This window comes from Pantoea sp. S18 (assembly GCF_045689705.1).
In the GTDB taxonomy this organism is placed as follows: Bacteria; Pseudomonadota; Gammaproteobacteria; order Enterobacterales; family Enterobacteriaceae; genus Pantoea; species Pantoea symbiotica.
On record NZ_CP142688.1, the window covers coordinates 658,424 to 673,419 of the forward strand.

Consider the following 14,996-nt stretch of genomic DNA (forward strand, 5'->3'; position numbering starts at 1 on the left):
GCAGGAGGCACGCAATGTCATCATTTGACTACCTGAAAACAGCCATTCGCCAGCAAGGCCACACGCTGCAGCAGGTTGCCGACGCCAGCGGAATGACCAAAGGCTACTTAAGCCAGCTGCTCAACGCCAAAATCAAAAGCCCGAGCGCGCAGAAGCTGGAAGCGCTGCACCGTTTTCTTGGCCTGGAATTTCCGCGCCGCGATAAAACCGTAGGCGTGGTGTTCGGTAAATTTTATCCGCTGCATACCGGCCATATTTATCTGATTCAGCGCGCCTGCAGCCAGGTCGATGAACTGCATATCATCATGGGCCACGACGATCCGCGCGATCGTGAACTGTTTGAAAACAGCGCCATGTCGCAGCAGCCGACAATTAGCGATCGATTACGCTGGTTGCTGCAAACCTTCAAATACCAGAAGAATATCCGCATCCATTCGTTCGACGAAGAGGGCATTGAGCCTTATCCGCACGGCTGGGATGTGTGGAGCGGCGGCGTTAAAACCTTTCTGGCCGAGCAGGGCATCGAGCCGAATTGTGTCTACACCAGTGAAGAACCCGACGCCGCGATGTACGAACAGCACCTTGGCATTCCGGCGGTGGTGATCGATCCAAATCGATCCTTTATGAATATCAGCGGCGGCCAGATTCGTCAGGATCCGTTCCGTTACTGGGAATACATTCCAACCGAAGTGAAGCCGTTCTTCGTGCGCACCGTGGCGGTGCTGGGCGGCGAGTCGAGTGGCAAATCAACGCTGGTGAACAAGCTGGCGAATATCTTCAATACCACCAGCGCATGGGAATATGGCCGCGATTATGTTTTCTCTCACCTCGGTGGCGACGAAATGGCGCTGCAGTATTCCGACTACGACAAAATCGCGCTGGGCCAGGCGCAGTACATCGACTTCGCCGTGAAGTACGCCAGTAAAGTCGCCTTTATCGATACCGATTTCATCACCACGCAGGCGTTTTGCCTCAAGTACGAAGGACGCGAGCACCCGTTTGTGCAGGCGTTAATTGATGAGTACCGTTTCGACCTGGTAATTTTGCTGGAAAATAACGTGCCCTGGGTGGCGGATGGATTGCGCAGCCTCGGCAGCTCCATGGATCGCCGCGAGTTCCAGACCATGCTGATCACCATGCTGCGTGAAAACAATATCGAGTTTGTTCACGTCAAAGAAGATGACTACGACACGCGCTTCCTGCGCTGCGTCGAGTTAGTGAAGCAGATGTTGGGCAGTTGATTCAGCCATAAAAAAAGGCGCCATGCGGCGCCTTTTTCACAGCAAAAGCCTTACTTCGTCATACGCTTGTACTTGATACGCTTCGGCTCCAGCGCGTCGGCGCCGAGGGTGCGTTTCTTGTACTCTTCGTACTCGGTAAAGTTGCCTTCGAAGAACTCCACCTTGCCTTCATCCTGATAATCGATGATGTGGGTGGCGATACGGTCAAGGAACCAACGGTCATGCGAGATCACCATGGCACAGCCAGGGAATTCCAGCAGGGCGTTTTCCAGCGCGCGCAGGGTTTCGATGTCGAGGTCGTTGGTTGGTTCATCGAGCAGCAACAGGTTGCCGCCGACTTGCAGCAGCTTGGCGAGGTGCAGACGACCGCGCTCACCACCTGACAATTCACCAACGCGTTTGCCCTGATCGGTGCCTTTGAAGTTGAAACGACCAACATAAGCACGGCTTGGCATCTCGGTGTTGCCCACGCGCATAATGTCCTGACCGCCAGACACTTCTTCAAACACGGTTTTGGAGTTGTCCATCGCGTCACGGAACTGATCAACCGACGCCAGCTTGACGGTTTCGCCCAGCTCGATGGTGCCGGAATCCGGTTGCTCCTGACCTGACATCATGCGGAACAGTGTAGATTTACCCGCGCCGTTCGGACCGATGATGCCGACAATCGCGCCTTTTGGTACCGAGAAAGTCAGATCGTCGATCAGCACGCGATCGCCATACGATTTCTTCAGATTGGTCACTTCCAGCACTTTGTCGCCAAGGCGTGCGCCAGGTGGAATGAAGAGTTCGTTGGTTTCGTTACGCTTCTGGTAATCGGTGTTGTTCAGCTCTTCAAAGCGTGCCAGACGGGCTTTGCCCTTCGACTGACGGCCTTTCGCGCCTTGACGCACCCACTCCAGCTCTTTCTCGATAGATTTGCGACGCGCCGCTTCAGAAGAAGCTTCCTGCGCCAGACGCTGATCTTTCTGCTCCAGCCAGGAAGAGTAGTTACCTTCCCACGGAATACCTTCGCCGCGGTCCAGCTCCAGAATCCAGCCAGCCACGTTATCCAGGAAGTAACGGTCGTGCGTGATCGCCACAACGGTGCCTTCGAAGTCATGCAGGAAGCGCTCGAGCCACGCCACGGATTCAGCATCCAGGTGGTTAGTTGGTTCGTCGAGCAGCAGCATGTCTGGCTTTTCCAGCAGCAGACGGCACAGCGCCACGCGGCGGCGCTCACCACCGGAAAGGGTAGCGATTTTGGCATCCCAGTCTGGCAGACGCATCGCATCAGCCGCACGGTTCAGTTGGGTATCGAGGTTGTGACCATCATGCGCCTGGATCACTTCTTCCAGACGGCCCTGCTCAGCGGCCAGCTTATCGAAATCCGCATCGGGATCGGCATACAGCGCATAAACTTCGTCAAGACGCTTCAGCGCGCCAACCACTTCTGAAACCGCTTCTTCAACGGATTCACGCACGGTGTGCTCCGGGTTCAGCTGCGGTTCCTGCGGCAGATAACCCACATTGATGCCCGGCTGCGGGCGTGCTTCCCCTTCGATATCGGTATCGATACCGGCCATGATGCGCAGCAGCGTCGATTTACCCGAGCCGTTCAGGCCGAGTACACCGATTTTTGCTCCAGGGAAGAAGCTAAGAGAAATATTCTTCAGGATGTGACGCTTCGGCGGAACGACCTTGCCGACGCGATGCATGCTATAGACGAATTGAGCCACGTTGTATTGAGCCTTTTGGTCTGTGAGTTATGAACTTTAGGTACAGAAGTTTAGCTGTTTTCACCTTTTATTCATACCCGTCATACATCGGCTTGCCGCGGTCTTTATCGGTCACCATAAATGGCGACCCTACAACACATCTGCACGCTTTTGTAGGGTCGCCATTTATGGTGACCACATGCAATATCATCAACTTATGGCAAACGCAGCGGGATGTTTTGTTGCGCCAGCCAACTCTTCAGCGCCGGTTCGGGCGCGCTATCGCTGACCAGCAAATCAAAACGGCGCAGTTCAGCAATGCGTGCCGGCAGCACTTTGCCAAATTTACTGCTGTCTGCCACTAACACGCGCTGACGTGCGCGCAGCATTGCGTGGTGCTTCATCGCCAGCTCGTTGATGTTGTAGCAGGTTGCGCCCTGTTCCTGATCGATGCCCGCCGCTGAAATAAACGCCAGCGTCGGGCAGAGATCGTCGAGGATCGAATGCGCGCCAATCGGCGTGAATAGCGCGTTGTCGGCGTGGAACTCGCCGCCGCTCAGGATCACGTTGCAGGCCGGTTTCTCTTTCAGCGCCAGGAAGGTGTTCATCGCGCAGCAGATGGCGGTGAATGGCAAGGTGTCAGGGATCGCATCCACGATGTACGGCAGCGTAGTGCCGCAATCAAAAAATACCGTGTCATTTTCACTGATCAGGTCCGCGGCAGCCTGCGCCAGGCGCTGTTTGCGTGCGGCGTTCTGACCGTGCTGATCGGAGATGAAGTAGTGTCCAGCGTGGCTTTTCGGATCGCTAACAATATAGCCGCCCAGCAGCACCACGGTTGAAGCCGGTTCAGTGAGATCGCGGCGGATGGTCATTTCCGACACGCCCAGCAGCTGCGCCGCGTCTTTCAGATGCAGTTTATCGGTGCGTTTCAGCGCCTGAGCCAACTTGTGAATACGTTCGTCGCGCCGGGTTTCCATGATCATCTCTGCGTAATTAATCCTGAAGTCGAAGTAGCCTGGTCAAAAATCACGATAAATCTCACATATTTTAATGATTTGCGACGTATCCAGCAGGCCAGTTTTCAATCTTACCTGTAATGAGATCGGCCCGCAAACCTCACGCAGTGCCGCCAATATGTTGCTCTCTAGCCGCTTCGCTCGCCGCCAGGTTGCCTGCCCAATGTTGTTGCATTGTTAGAATAATAACATTCATTTCCATGAATGAATGGCTGTTTATCGGCTTTTTGTCATGATGTTTAGGTGTGAAATTTATCACATAATTAACTTTATTAACCTGATATTGTGATTTTAATAACATTATAAAGCTTAAAATTCACCGGGAGAAAACAATGGATATTGCGGTTATTGGGTCAAATATGGTGGACCTCATTACTTATACCAATCAGTTGCCGAAAGCGGGCGAAACGCTGGAAGCACCTGATTTTGCTATCGGCTGTGGCGGTAAAGGTGCCAATCAGGCGGTGGCAGCCGCGAAGATGGGCGCCAGCGTGATGATGGTGAGCAAAGTCGGCGACGATTTGTTTGCGCCGAATACCGTAGCCAATCTGCAACAGCAGGGCGTTGATACCCGTTTCGTCACCACCGCGCCAGATACTTCCAGCGGCGTGGCGCCGATCTTCGTTGACGATCAGTCACAGAACCGCATTCTGATTATCAAAGGTGCGAACCAGCAGCTGAAACCGGCGGATATTGATGTCGCCGCCGAGGCGCTGAAAAGCTGCCAGCTGATCATCCTGCAATTGGAGATCCCGCTGGAAACCGTCTATTACGCCATTGATTTTGCCCGCCAGCACCACATTAAAGTGATCCTCAATCCGGCACCGGCGGTAGCGGATCTCAATATCGAATACGCCTGCAAATGCGACTTTTTCATGCCGAATGAAACCGAGCTGGAGATCCTCACCGGCATGCCGGTCACCACCGATGAAGAGGTGAGATTGGCGGGGCAGTCACTGCTTAAACGTGGGCTGAAAAACCTGATCATCACGCTGGGCGGACGCGGTTCGCTGTGGATGTCCGGCGACAATGTGCATCAGGTTGCACCCACTGCGGTAAAAGCGGTGGACACCAGCGGCGCGGGCGATGCCTTTATCGGCTGCTTTGCTCACGAGCTAGTGAAAAGCGGCGATATCCCGGCCGCGATGGCGCAAGCCTCTGCTTATGCCGCCTGCAGCGTGACCGGTCGCGGCACGCAGCGCTCCTATCCCGACGCGGAAACCTTCCAGCGTTTTCTCAACGTTCACTGAGGTCGAGTTATGCAACCGAACATTGTTCAGCAATCTGATGGCTATCTGAATAAAACGCCGCTGTTCCAGTTCATTTTGCTCTCGTGCCTGTTCCCGTTATGGGGCTGTGCGGCGAGTCTGAACGACATCCTGATCACCCAGTTCAAAAGCGTGTTCGCGTTAAGCGATTTCGCCAGCGCGCTGGTGCAGAGTGCGTTCTACGGCGGCTACTTCCTGATCGCCATTCCGGCCTCGCTGGTGATCCGCAAAGCCACCTATAAACTGGCGATTTTGCTGGGACTGGCGCTGTATATCGTGGGCTGCGTGTTGTTCTATCCCGCTTCGCACATGGCGACCTACACCATGTTCCTTGCAGCGATTTTCGCCATTGCCATCGGTTTGAGCTTCCTTGAAACCGCCGCCAATACCTATAGCTCGATGATTGGTCATCGCGATCACGCCACGCTGCGCCTGAATATCAGCCAGACGTTCTATCCAGTCGGTGCGCTGATGGGCATCGTGCTGGGCAAATATCTGGTGTTCCAGGAGGGTGACAGCCTGGAAAGTCAGCTGGCGGGCATGAATGCTGAACAGGCGCATGCGTTCCGTCTCACCATGCTGGAGCACACGCTGGAACCGTACAAATATCTGGTGATGGTTTTGGTGGTGGTGATGCTGCTGTTCCTGTTCACCCGCTATCCGCGCTGCAAGCCGGAAAGCAGTGAAAAATCCCTGCCGTCGCTCGGCGAGACCTTCCGCTATCTGGCGGCGAATCGTCACTTCAAACGCGGCATCGTGGCGCAGTTCCTGTATGTCGGCATGCAGGTGGCGGTGTGGTCGTTCACCATTCGTCTGGCGCTGACGCTTGGCGCGATCAATGAACGTCATGCCTCTAACTTTATGATTTATAGCTTCATCGGTTTCTTTATCGGTAAATTTATCGCCAACTTCCTGATGACGCGCTTCCGTGCGGAGAAAGTGTTGATCGCCTACTCGCTGCTGGGTGTTCTTGCGCTGGCGTATGTGATGTTTGTGCCGAACTTTACCGCTGTCTATGCAGCGATCTTTGTCAGCGCGCTGTTTGGTCCATGCTGGGCGACGATCTACGCCGGTACGCTGGCGACTGTCGATAACAAATACACCGAAGTGGCAGGCGCGTTTATTGTGATGTCGATTGTCGGTGCCGCCTTTATTCCCGCGATTCAGGGCTTCGTCTCCGATCATCTGGGATCGATGCAACTGGCGTTCGGCGTTTCGCTGCTGTGTTTCGCCTGGGTTGGTTACTTCTTCTGGGGCGAGCTGCGTCATAAAAAACAGGCGGAAGCGGCCGGTCGTTTAGTCGAGGAGATGCCATGAAAACCCGTTTACCGTTACGTCGTGAGCAGTTTCACGAAACGCCCGCCACGCTGCTGCGCAACGAGACGTTTCACGTCGAGCTGTTTCGCTATCCAGCCGGCGTGGAAGCGGTGCGCATCAGCAACCCACGCGGCACGGTAATCGTGCTGCCGTTTTACGGTCAGATGGTGTGGGACGCCAACTTTGACGGCCATTCGCTGACCATGGGCCACAGCTTTAAGCAGCCGCTGCCCGGCAGTTCGATTATTGATACTTATGGCTGCTTTGCTTTCCACTCCGGGCTGCTGGCCAACGGTTGCCCGGCGGAAGACGACGATCATCCGCTGCACGGCGAAATGGCCTGCGCGCGCATGGACAGCGCATGGATGGTGCTGGAGGAGGATCGCGTGTCGCTGGAAGGCGAAACCGAGTATGTGAAGGGCTTCGGCCATCACTATCTTGCCGCACCGGCGGTGCGCCTTGAGGCCAATGCGGCGCGCCTGCACATTGAGATGAACGTCACCAACCTGGCGGGTGCGCCGATGCCGCTGCAGTATATGTGTCATCTGAACAGCGCCTGGCTGGATCAAGGCCGTTTCCAGCAGTCGCTCCCGACCGATGCGTTCCAGCTGCGTAGCTCGATCCCGGCGCACGTAAAGCCCACGCCGCAGTGGCGCGCGTATACCGATCGGCTAGCGCGCGATCCGCAGGCGTTTCAGCAACTCGATCAGCCGGAGATGTGCGACCCGGAGATCGTGTTCTTCGCCGACGATCTCCAGCAGTACGGCGATGAGATGCAGTTTGAGCTGCATTCACCGCAGGGATTTGCCCTGATGACGCGCTTCTCCAGCCAGCAATTTCCGCACGCCACGCGCTGGATGCTGCATAACCGCGATCAGCAGGTCGCCGCCTATGTACTGCCGTCAACCTGCCGCCCGGAAGGTTTTAAAGCAGCGCAGCGCGCCGGCACGCTGATTGAGTTGGCTCCGGGTGAGCAGCGTCACTTCAGCGTTGAAACAGGAATATTGTAATTCCATTCCATGCACCATTCGTAGGGTCGCCATTCATGGCGACCTGAATTCCAGGTGCGCATGAATGCGCACCCTATGAAAAAAGCAACCTCCGCAATTATAAATAACCGCCGATATCCATTTATTTACAATAACGTCATTAAGCTTACCGTTAATGTTGGATGAAAAACAAAGGCCACTTCATTTCTATTATTTGCAAACCCTAATGATTAAGGTCAAAAAATAGCATGAGAGAGTGTGCATTATAGTTAACCAATTAATGCTAACTCTCAGGAAAAAATGATGGCATCTGTACCGATAGGACCTGGTGCGTTAATTATTCAGAATAATATGCGAGAAGCCAGATTTAATGGTATGTCCAAGGGTATGGCGACACCGGCAACTTATTACTGGTTTTATCAAAAAGTACGAAATCGTGGTCGCTGGGATTACAAACAATTTGACTATAACTGGGCTGCTTTTGGAAACTTCAATTTTGGTGCCTCTGGCAGAGCGGCTGGCATACCCGATGACATTTTGCTGATGGGCGCGGGATTTGCTCAAGCACTCGCTGGCACATCAAAACCTCGCTGGGGAAAGTGGTATCATGTCCCTCCCTATGGAGATGATCCCACAGATCAACGCAACATACGCGAAGGAATTGAGTATGCTAAACAGCACGGTTATTAAGCGATTTCATTTCATACTGACTCTTCTTCTGATCATTATTATTGCTTTTTTAGTGATTGGTAATGAAAGTTCACGCGATAATGATGTGTTGAAACGCAGTCAAAAAATCAATCAATCTTCCTGGCTTTATATGACCGAATACAGTGCTGGCGGTGCCACTGTTCCGGTTATTTATCGATATTATTTAACCAGTGAGATTACCGGTAATGAACAACAAGTTTTAAATAAACTTAAAACATTGGAACCTCTCATTGAAGGTGTGGGAAGCATCCGCTCAATTAAAATATCAGCTAATGGTCATGTCACTTTCGGATGGAGTGGAAAAATAGTGTCAGTGAGCAGCAAAGTTGGCATGGCAGATTTTGAATTTGAAAATTAATTAAGATATTTAAAATGCTCTAACCGGAGTGCCTTCTGCTATTAGAAGCGGCCGTTAGGCCGCCCATTTGAATTATCAAGCTCAATCAAATCGCCACTAACCCCCGTACACCATCGGCTTCCATGCTTGAACCGGCGCCGCGCTGCACGATCTCGCCGCGCGACATCACCAGATAGCTGTCGGCCAGTTCGGCGGCGAAATCGTAAAACTGCTCGACCAGCAGGATCGCCATATCGCCGCGCTGCGCCAGCTGGCGGATCACCGTACCGATCTCCTTGATCACCGACGGCTGGATCCCTTCGGTGGGCTCATCGAGGATCAACAGCTTTGGGGAACAGGCGAGGGCGCGGCCGATCGCCAATTGCTGTTGCTGTCCGCCCGACAGATCGCCGCCACGTCGTGCTTTCATCTCACGCAGCACCGGGAACAGTTGATAGATTTCCTCCGGCACCGCTTTGGCCTGGGCGCCAGAAAAACGCGCCAGCCCCATCAGCAGATTCTCTTCCACCGTCAGACGCGGGAAAATTTCGCGCCCCTGCGGCACATAAGCGATACCCGCCTGCACGCGCTGATGCGGCTTGCGGCTGTTGATCACTTTATCCTGCCAGCGAATCTCGCCGGACTTGGCCGGAATCAGCCCCATCAAACATTTCAGCAGCGTGGTTTTGCCCACGCCGTTACGTCCCAGCAGGCAGGTAATTTCTCCCGGTTTCGCTTCAAATGACAGGCCGCGCAGAATGTGGCTGCCGCCGTAATATTGATTCAGTTCCGCGACTTGCAGCATGTTAACGCCCCAGATAAACGTCGATAACCCGATCGTCCGCCTGCACTTCGCGTAACGATCCCTCAGCCAAAACCTGGCCCTGATGCAGCACGGTGACGCGATCGGCAATGGTTTCAACAAAGCCCATGTCGTGCTCGACAACCATCAGCGAATGCTTACCGGCGAGGCTGCGAAACAGCTCGGCGGTGTACTCGGTTTCGGCATCGGTCATGCCGGCCGCCGGTTCATCCAGCAGCAGCAAATGCGGGTCCTGCACCAGCAGCATGCCGATTTCCAGAAACTGCTTCTGACCGTGCGATAGCAAACCTGCTTTGCGCTGGCGTTCACCGCCCAGCCGCAGCAGTTTTAGCACCTCATCAATGCGATCCTGCTGCTCGCCGTTCAGTCGCGCACGCAGGCTGGCCCACACCGATTTGTCGTTTTTCAGCGCGATTTCCAGATTCTCAAACACCGTTAACGCTTCGAAAACCGTGGGTTTCTGGAACTTGCGTCCAATACCGGCACGCGCGATCTCCACCGGCGACATTTTGCTGAGATCGGTATCCTGGTCGTAGATCACCTGGCCATTATCCGGCCGGGTTTTACCGGTGATCACATCCATCAGCGTGGTTTTTCCCGCACCGTTGGGGCCGATCACGCAGCGCAGTTCGCCCACGCCGATCTTTAGTGAGAGATCGGTTAGCGCGCGGAAACCGTCGAACGACACGTTGATCTTCTCCAGCTGCAATACCGGATCGGTTTGTTCACGATGACGATCCGAGGGATGAGGTTGGGTAAACAGTTGTTCAGTCATCACGCCTCCGGCGCAGCAGGCCAATCACGCCACGCGGCAGGAACAGCGTGACCAGGATAAACATCAGGCCAAGGAAAAACAGCCAATATTCCGGGAAGGCGACGGTAAACCAGCTTTTGGCACCGTTGACGATGGCGGCACCGAGCAGTGGGCCAATCAAGGTGCCGCGTCCTCCCAGCGCCACCCAAATCGCCGCTTCAATTGAGTTGGTCGGCGACATCTCGCTGGGATTGATAATGCCGACCTGCGGCACATAGAGCGCGCCCGCCAGCCCGCACAGCACCGCCGAAAGCGTCCAGACAAACAGCTTGAAGCCTTTGGGATCGTAACCGACGAACATCAGGCGGTTCTCCGCATCGCGCACGGCGGTCAGCACGCGACCAAACTTGCTGCGTGCCAGCGCGAAGCCAATGCCGAGGCTCACCAACAACAGCAGCACCGTGGCGACAAACAGCCCGATGCGCGTGCCGGTCGCGGTGACGTTAAAGCCGAGCAGCGTGGTGAAGCCGGTAAAGCCGTTGTTGCCGCCGAAGCCGGTTTCGTTGCGGAAAAACAGCAGCATGCCGGCGTAAGTCAGCGCCTGCGTCATGATCGAGAAGTAGACGCCTTTAATTTTCGAGCGGAAGGCGAAGAAGCCAAACACCAGCGCTAGCAAACCCGGCACCAGCATGATCAGGCATAGCGCCCAGGCAAAATGTTGCGTGCCCGCCCAGAACCACGGCAGCTCACTCCATGAAAGAAAAGACATAAACGCGGGCAGGCCGTCACCGGAGGCCTGACGCATCAAATACATGCCCATCGCATAGCCGCCGAGCGCGAAGAACAGGCCGTGACCCAGCGACAGCAGCCCGGCGTATCCCCACACCAAATCAAGCGCCACCGCGACCACGGCGTAACAGAGAATTTTGCCGACCAGCGTCAGCGTGTAGGTGGAGATCGCCAGCGGATGCGTGGTGGGCAGCAGGGCGCAGAACGGCAGCACCAGCAGCAGCGCGGTGATCACCACGCCAAGGCTGATAGTCAGGCGCGGTGCTTTGCGCGCGATGGTTAACGTCATTGGCTGGCTCATCAGTCAATCACCCTCCCTTTGAAGGCAAACAGGCCCTGCGGACGTTTCTGGATAAACAGCACGATCAGCACGAGGATGAGGATTTTGCCGAGCACTGCGCCAATCTGCGGCTCCAGCACTTTGTTGAGAATGCCGAGGCCAAAGGCCGCCACCACGGTGCCCGCCAGTTGGCCGACGCCGCCCAGCACCACCACGAGGAAGGAGTCGATGATGTAGCCCTGACCAAGCTCCGGCCCAACGTTGCCAAGCTGCGACAGCGCCACGCCGCCGAGTCCGGCAATGCCAGAACCAAGGCCAAACGCCAGCATATCGATGCGTCCGGTCGGCACGCCGCAGCAGTCGGCCATCGCGCGGTTCTGCGTTACGGCTCGCACGCTAAGGCCGAGGCGGGTTTTATTCAGCAGCAGCCAGGTGAGGCCCAGCACGGCAAACACAAACAGGATCACCGCGATACGGTTGTAAGGCAGCACCAGATTGGGCAGCAGCTGCAACCCGCCGGAGAGCCAGCCTGGGTTCGCCACTTCCAGGTTTTGCGCGCCAAACAGCATGCGTACCAGCTGAATCAGCATCAGGCTGATGCCCCAGGTTGCGAGCAGCGTTTCCAGCGGACGTCCGTACAGATGGCGGATGATGGTGCGCTCCAGCAGCATGCCCATGCAGGCGGTGACCAGAAACGCCACTGGCAGCGCCAGCAGCGGATACCACGCCAGCCACTGCGGTGCGAACTGCTGGAACAGGCTTTGCACAAACCAGGTCGCGTAGGCGCCCAGCATCAGCATTTCGCTGTGCGCCATATTGATCACGCCCAGCAAACCGTAAGTAATGGCAAGGCCCAGCGCCGCTAATAACAAGATCGAACCCAGCGACAGGCCGGTAAACGCCTGACCGAGCAGATCGCCCCACATCAGGCGCTGTTTAATCTGCTTCAGGCTGGCTGCGGCGGCGTCACGCACGTTGGCATCGGGTTCATTGCTGGCCTGAGTTAAGCGCGTGAGGCTGGCCTGCATATTGGGATCGCTGGATTCGCCGAGCAGTTTGACGGCTTTGAGGCGCAGCGCGGCATCCGGGCTGGCGAGTTGCAGGTTGGCCGCTGCCATGAGCAGCACGTCGTGCACCTTCGCGTCTTTTTCCAGCGCGAGACGCTGCTCAATCAGCGGCAGCATGTCAGCGACGCCATCGTTTTGTAGTTGTTGTGCGGCACGTAAACGGATCGCGGCATCGTCGCTCACCAGCTGGTGGGCGGCGAGGGCGCTGGCGATCAGCACGCGCAGGCGGTTATTCATAAACAGCTTTTTGGTGTCGCCGTCGGGCTGTTGCGCGCTGTCGAGCGGCTGCAACGTCTCGCCCTGTTTGCTGAACGGCTGCTGTTTTTGGTCGATGACCACGGTTTCATTGCGCAGCGCCTGCAGCAGCGGCAGGCGATTAGCCTGCGGTGCGGCGGCCCACTGCTGGAGCAGCGTGGCTTGTTGCGTGCGGCTGGCGGCCGCGAAGTCTGCGCCATCGCCCGCCTGGGCTAGCCAGGGCAGCAGTAACAGCAGACAGCAGAGATAACGGCGGATTGTCATGGTTCTGGCCCTGATGGTGAGAAGTTGTGTTGGGTTTGGATTGGTGTGGTTGTCCCCCATCCCGGCCTTCCCCCATAAATGGGGGAAGGAGACGCTGCCACATGCATGTTCATTGCTGGCATTGGGCAACGTCTTCCTCCCCCATTTATGGGGGAGGACCGAGGAGGGGGACAGCCAGCACAACCCCTTACTGCGTTGATTTCACCGGATGATCAGGCTTCTTATCGTTACCCGCGATGTACGGGCTCCACGGCTGGGCGCGTACCGGTTGCTGGGTCTGCCACACCACGTTGAACTGACCGTTCTCTTCCACTTCGCCAATCATCACTGGTTTGTGCAGGTGATGGTTGGTTTTATCCATGGTCAGGGTGAAACCGTCTGGCGCTTTAAAGGTTTGTCCCGCCATCGCCGCGCGCACTTTGTCCACATCGGTGGTGCCCGCTTTCTCTACCGCCTGCGCCCACATATGCAGGCCAACGTAGGTGGCTTCCATCGGGTCGTTGGTCACCACGGTGTTAGCGTTCGGCAAGTTGTGCGCCTTGGCGTATGCGCGGTAATCCGCGACAAATTTGGCGTTGGTTGGGTTATCCACCGACTCGAAGTAGTTCCACGCCGCTAACTGTCCGACCAGTGGTTTGGTATCGATGCCACGCAATTCTTCCTCGCCGACCGAGAAGGCGATCACTGGAATATCCGTGGCTTTGATGCCCTGGTTGGCCAGCTCTTTGTAGAACGGCACGTTGGAATCGCCGTTGATGGTGGAGATCACCGCCGTTTTGCCACCGGCAGAGAACTTCTTAATGTTGGAGACGATGGTCTGATAATCGCTGTAACCAAACGGCGTATAGACCTCTTCGATATCTTTATCCTGTACGCCTTTGGTGTGCAGGAAGGCGCGCAGAATCTTGTTGGTGGTACGCGGATAGACGTAATCGGTGCCCAGCAGGAAGAAGCGTTTTGCGCTACCGCCATCTTCACTCATCAGGTATTCCACCGCCGGAATCGCCTGCTGGTTCGGCGCGGCGCCGGTGTAGAACACGTTCGGCGACATCTCTTCGCCTTCGTACTGCACCGGATAGAACAGCAGGCCGTTCAGCTCCTCAAACACCGGCAGCACCGATTTACGCGATACCGAGGTCCAGCAGCCAAACACCGCCGCCACTTTGTCCTGGGTCAGCAGCTGGCGCGCTTTCTCAGCAAACAGCGGCCAGTTAGAAGCCGGATCGACCACCACCGGTTCCAGCTTTTTGCCCAGCACGCCGCCTTTGGCGTTGATCTCATCGATAGTCATCAGCGCTACATCCTTCAGCGGCGTTTCGGAGATCGCCATGGTGCCGGAGAGCGAGGACATAATGCCCACCTTGATGGTGTCAGCAGCCTGTGCCGCGAAGGCAAAGCCCATGCTGGCAACAGAGGCAGAGAGCGCGAAAGCCTTGAGCAACGAACGTCTTTTCATCAGTAAACCCCTTACTATGTTTGTATTGTTATTCAATGGGTTGAAGTCGAGCCTGCTGTAACATATGCAATGTGATCTTTCTGACCTCTGCCTTACTGACGGCGATGTGGTCGGTTAAAATGCGCTGCGCCTCCTCGGTTTGTTGCTGGAAAATCGCCCGTAAAATCTGAGCGTGCTCGCGGTATGTCGCCTCCATTCGGTCGTCACGGGTAAAATCGAGACGGCGAATGATGCGGATTTTTTCGGTCAGTTCGGCGTGGATGCGTGCCATCTCCTGATTGCCAGCGGCGGCCACCAGCGCCATGTGAAAGGCTTCATCCTGCGCCGAAACCGCTTTGCCATCGGCCAGCGGCGGCGCATCGATCCAGAAGCTTTTCAGCGCGGTCAGCATGTCGGTGCATAGCGGTGCGGGCAGCGCGCACAAGCGGCGCACCGCTTCGCACTCCAGCACGATACGGAAGTCGTACAGCTCTTCGAAATATTCGAAGTCGAACGGCTTCACCTGCCAGCCGCTGCGGAACCAAACTTCGACGTAGCCCTCACGCTCCAGCCAGAACAGCGCCTGACGCACCGGCGTGCGGCTCACTTCCAGCCGATCGGCGATTTCGTTTTCGCTGAAGCGGTCGCCCGGCATCAGTCGAAACTCAAAAATGTCCTGCTTCAGCGCCTGATAAACCTTCTCGGCCAGCGCTTCCGGACGACCTTTGCTACGAGGGCTCGTGTTCATGC

15 protein-coding genes are annotated in these 14,996 nt (G+C 55.9%); 6 read left to right on the plus strand and 9 right to left on the minus strand.

The annotated features are described in order from the left end of the window. Positions 1 to 14: 14 nt before the first annotated feature. Positions 15 to 1,241 carry a multifunctional transcriptional regulator/nicotinamide-nucleotide adenylyltransferase/ribosylnicotinamide kinase NadR gene (gene nadR / locus VIJ98_RS02970; RefSeq protein ID WP_008101769.1) on the plus strand — a complete coding sequence of 409 codons (1,227 nt, stop codon included), beginning with the start codon at positions 15 to 17 and terminating at the stop codon, positions 1,239 to 1,241. A gap of 50 nt (positions 1,242 to 1,291) precedes the next feature. On the opposite strand, the gene ettA is transcribed toward nadR, so the two are convergent. From ettA to VIJ98_RS02985, 3 genes are all read right to left on the minus strand, one after another. Beyond that, the gene (gene ettA, locus VIJ98_RS02975) at positions 1,292 to 2,959 is read right to left on the minus strand and encodes an energy-dependent translational throttle protein EttA (protein ID WP_008101764.1); all 1,668 of its coding nucleotides are present in this window, start codon (positions 2,957 to 2,959) and stop codon (positions 1,292 to 1,294) included. Positions 2,960 to 3,153: 194 nt separating this feature from the next. Beyond that, complete coding sequence (gene deoR / locus VIJ98_RS02980; RefSeq protein WP_008101762.1) at positions 3,154 to 3,918, minus strand: DNA-binding transcriptional repressor DeoR; 765 nt, start codon at positions 3,916 to 3,918, stop codon at positions 3,154 to 3,156. Between the two features lie 139 nt (positions 3,919 to 4,057). After that, a complete protein-coding gene (locus VIJ98_RS02985; protein WP_323272193.1) occupies positions 4,058 to 4,258 on the minus strand; it encodes a hypothetical protein in 201 nt (66 codons plus the stop codon). 31 nt (positions 4,259 to 4,289) lie between these two features. Here VIJ98_RS02985 and rbsK point away from each other — a divergent pair, with 31 nt between their 5' ends. The 5 genes from rbsK (at position 4,290) to VIJ98_RS03010 (ending at position 8,600) form a co-directional block, all read left to right on the plus strand. Beyond that, on the plus strand, positions 4,290 to 5,207 hold the full coding sequence (gene rbsK / locus VIJ98_RS02990; RefSeq protein ID WP_323272195.1) for a ribokinase: 918 nt from the start codon (positions 4,290 to 4,292) through the stop codon (positions 5,205 to 5,207). Between the two features lie 9 nt (positions 5,208 to 5,216). Further along, positions 5,217 to 6,542, plus strand: coding sequence for an L-fucose:H+ symporter permease (gene fucP / locus VIJ98_RS02995; RefSeq protein ID WP_008101752.1), 1,326 nt, complete (start codon positions 5,217 to 5,219; stop codon positions 6,540 to 6,542). Further along, positions 6,539 to 7,552, plus strand: coding sequence for an aldose 1-epimerase family protein (locus tag VIJ98_RS03000; protein ID WP_323272197.1), 1,014 nt, complete (start codon positions 6,539 to 6,541; stop codon positions 7,550 to 7,552). The genes fucP and VIJ98_RS03000 overlap by 4 nt, the downstream gene beginning before the upstream one ends. 279 nt (positions 7,553 to 7,831) lie before the next feature. Further along, positions 7,832 to 8,221, plus strand: a complete 390-nt coding sequence (locus tag VIJ98_RS03005; protein WP_407330289.1) for a polymorphic toxin type 44 domain-containing protein — start codon at positions 7,832 to 7,834, stop codon at positions 8,219 to 8,221. After that, positions 8,199 to 8,600, plus strand: a complete 402-nt coding sequence (locus VIJ98_RS03010) for a hypothetical protein (RefSeq protein ID WP_323272201.1) — start codon at positions 8,199 to 8,201, stop codon at positions 8,598 to 8,600. The genes VIJ98_RS03005 and VIJ98_RS03010 overlap by 23 nt, the downstream gene beginning before the upstream one ends. An 85-nt stretch (positions 8,601 to 8,685) precedes the next feature. Here the strand turns inward: VIJ98_RS03010 and urtE are convergent, their stop codons facing one another. The 6 genes from urtE to VIJ98_RS03040 form a co-directional block, all read right to left on the minus strand. Further along, positions 8,686 to 9,384: an urea ABC transporter ATP-binding subunit UrtE gene (gene urtE / locus VIJ98_RS03015; RefSeq protein WP_323272203.1), complete on the minus strand. Its 699-nt coding sequence runs from the start codon at positions 9,382 to 9,384 to the stop codon at positions 8,686 to 8,688. Position 9,385: 1 nt separating this feature from the next. After that, positions 9,386 to 10,177, minus strand: coding sequence for an urea ABC transporter ATP-binding protein UrtD (urtD, locus tag VIJ98_RS03020; RefSeq protein WP_323272205.1), 792 nt, complete (start codon positions 10,175 to 10,177; stop codon positions 9,386 to 9,388). Continuing rightward, positions 10,170 to 11,246: an urea ABC transporter permease subunit UrtC gene (gene urtC, locus VIJ98_RS03025; protein WP_323272207.1), complete on the minus strand. Its 1,077-nt coding sequence runs from the start codon at positions 11,244 to 11,246 to the stop codon at positions 10,170 to 10,172. Before urtC ends, urtD begins: the two co-directional genes overlap by 8 nt. Continuing rightward, positions 11,246 to 12,811 carry an urea ABC transporter permease subunit UrtB gene (gene urtB, locus VIJ98_RS03030; RefSeq protein WP_323272209.1) on the minus strand — a complete coding sequence of 522 codons (1,566 nt, stop codon included), beginning with the start codon at positions 12,809 to 12,811 and terminating at the stop codon, positions 11,246 to 11,248. Before urtB ends, urtC begins: the two co-directional genes overlap by 1 nt. A 187-nt stretch (positions 12,812 to 12,998) precedes the next feature. Then, entirely contained in the window at positions 12,999 to 14,267 is a 1,269-nt protein-coding gene (urtA, locus tag VIJ98_RS03035; protein ID WP_008108706.1) for an urea ABC transporter substrate-binding protein, read from the minus strand. Between the two features lie 28 nt (positions 14,268 to 14,295). Next, positions 14,296 to 14,994: a GntR family transcriptional regulator gene (locus tag VIJ98_RS03040; RefSeq protein WP_323272211.1), complete on the minus strand. Its 699-nt coding sequence runs from the start codon at positions 14,992 to 14,994 to the stop codon at positions 14,296 to 14,298. Positions 14,995 to 14,996 lie beyond the last annotated feature (2 nt).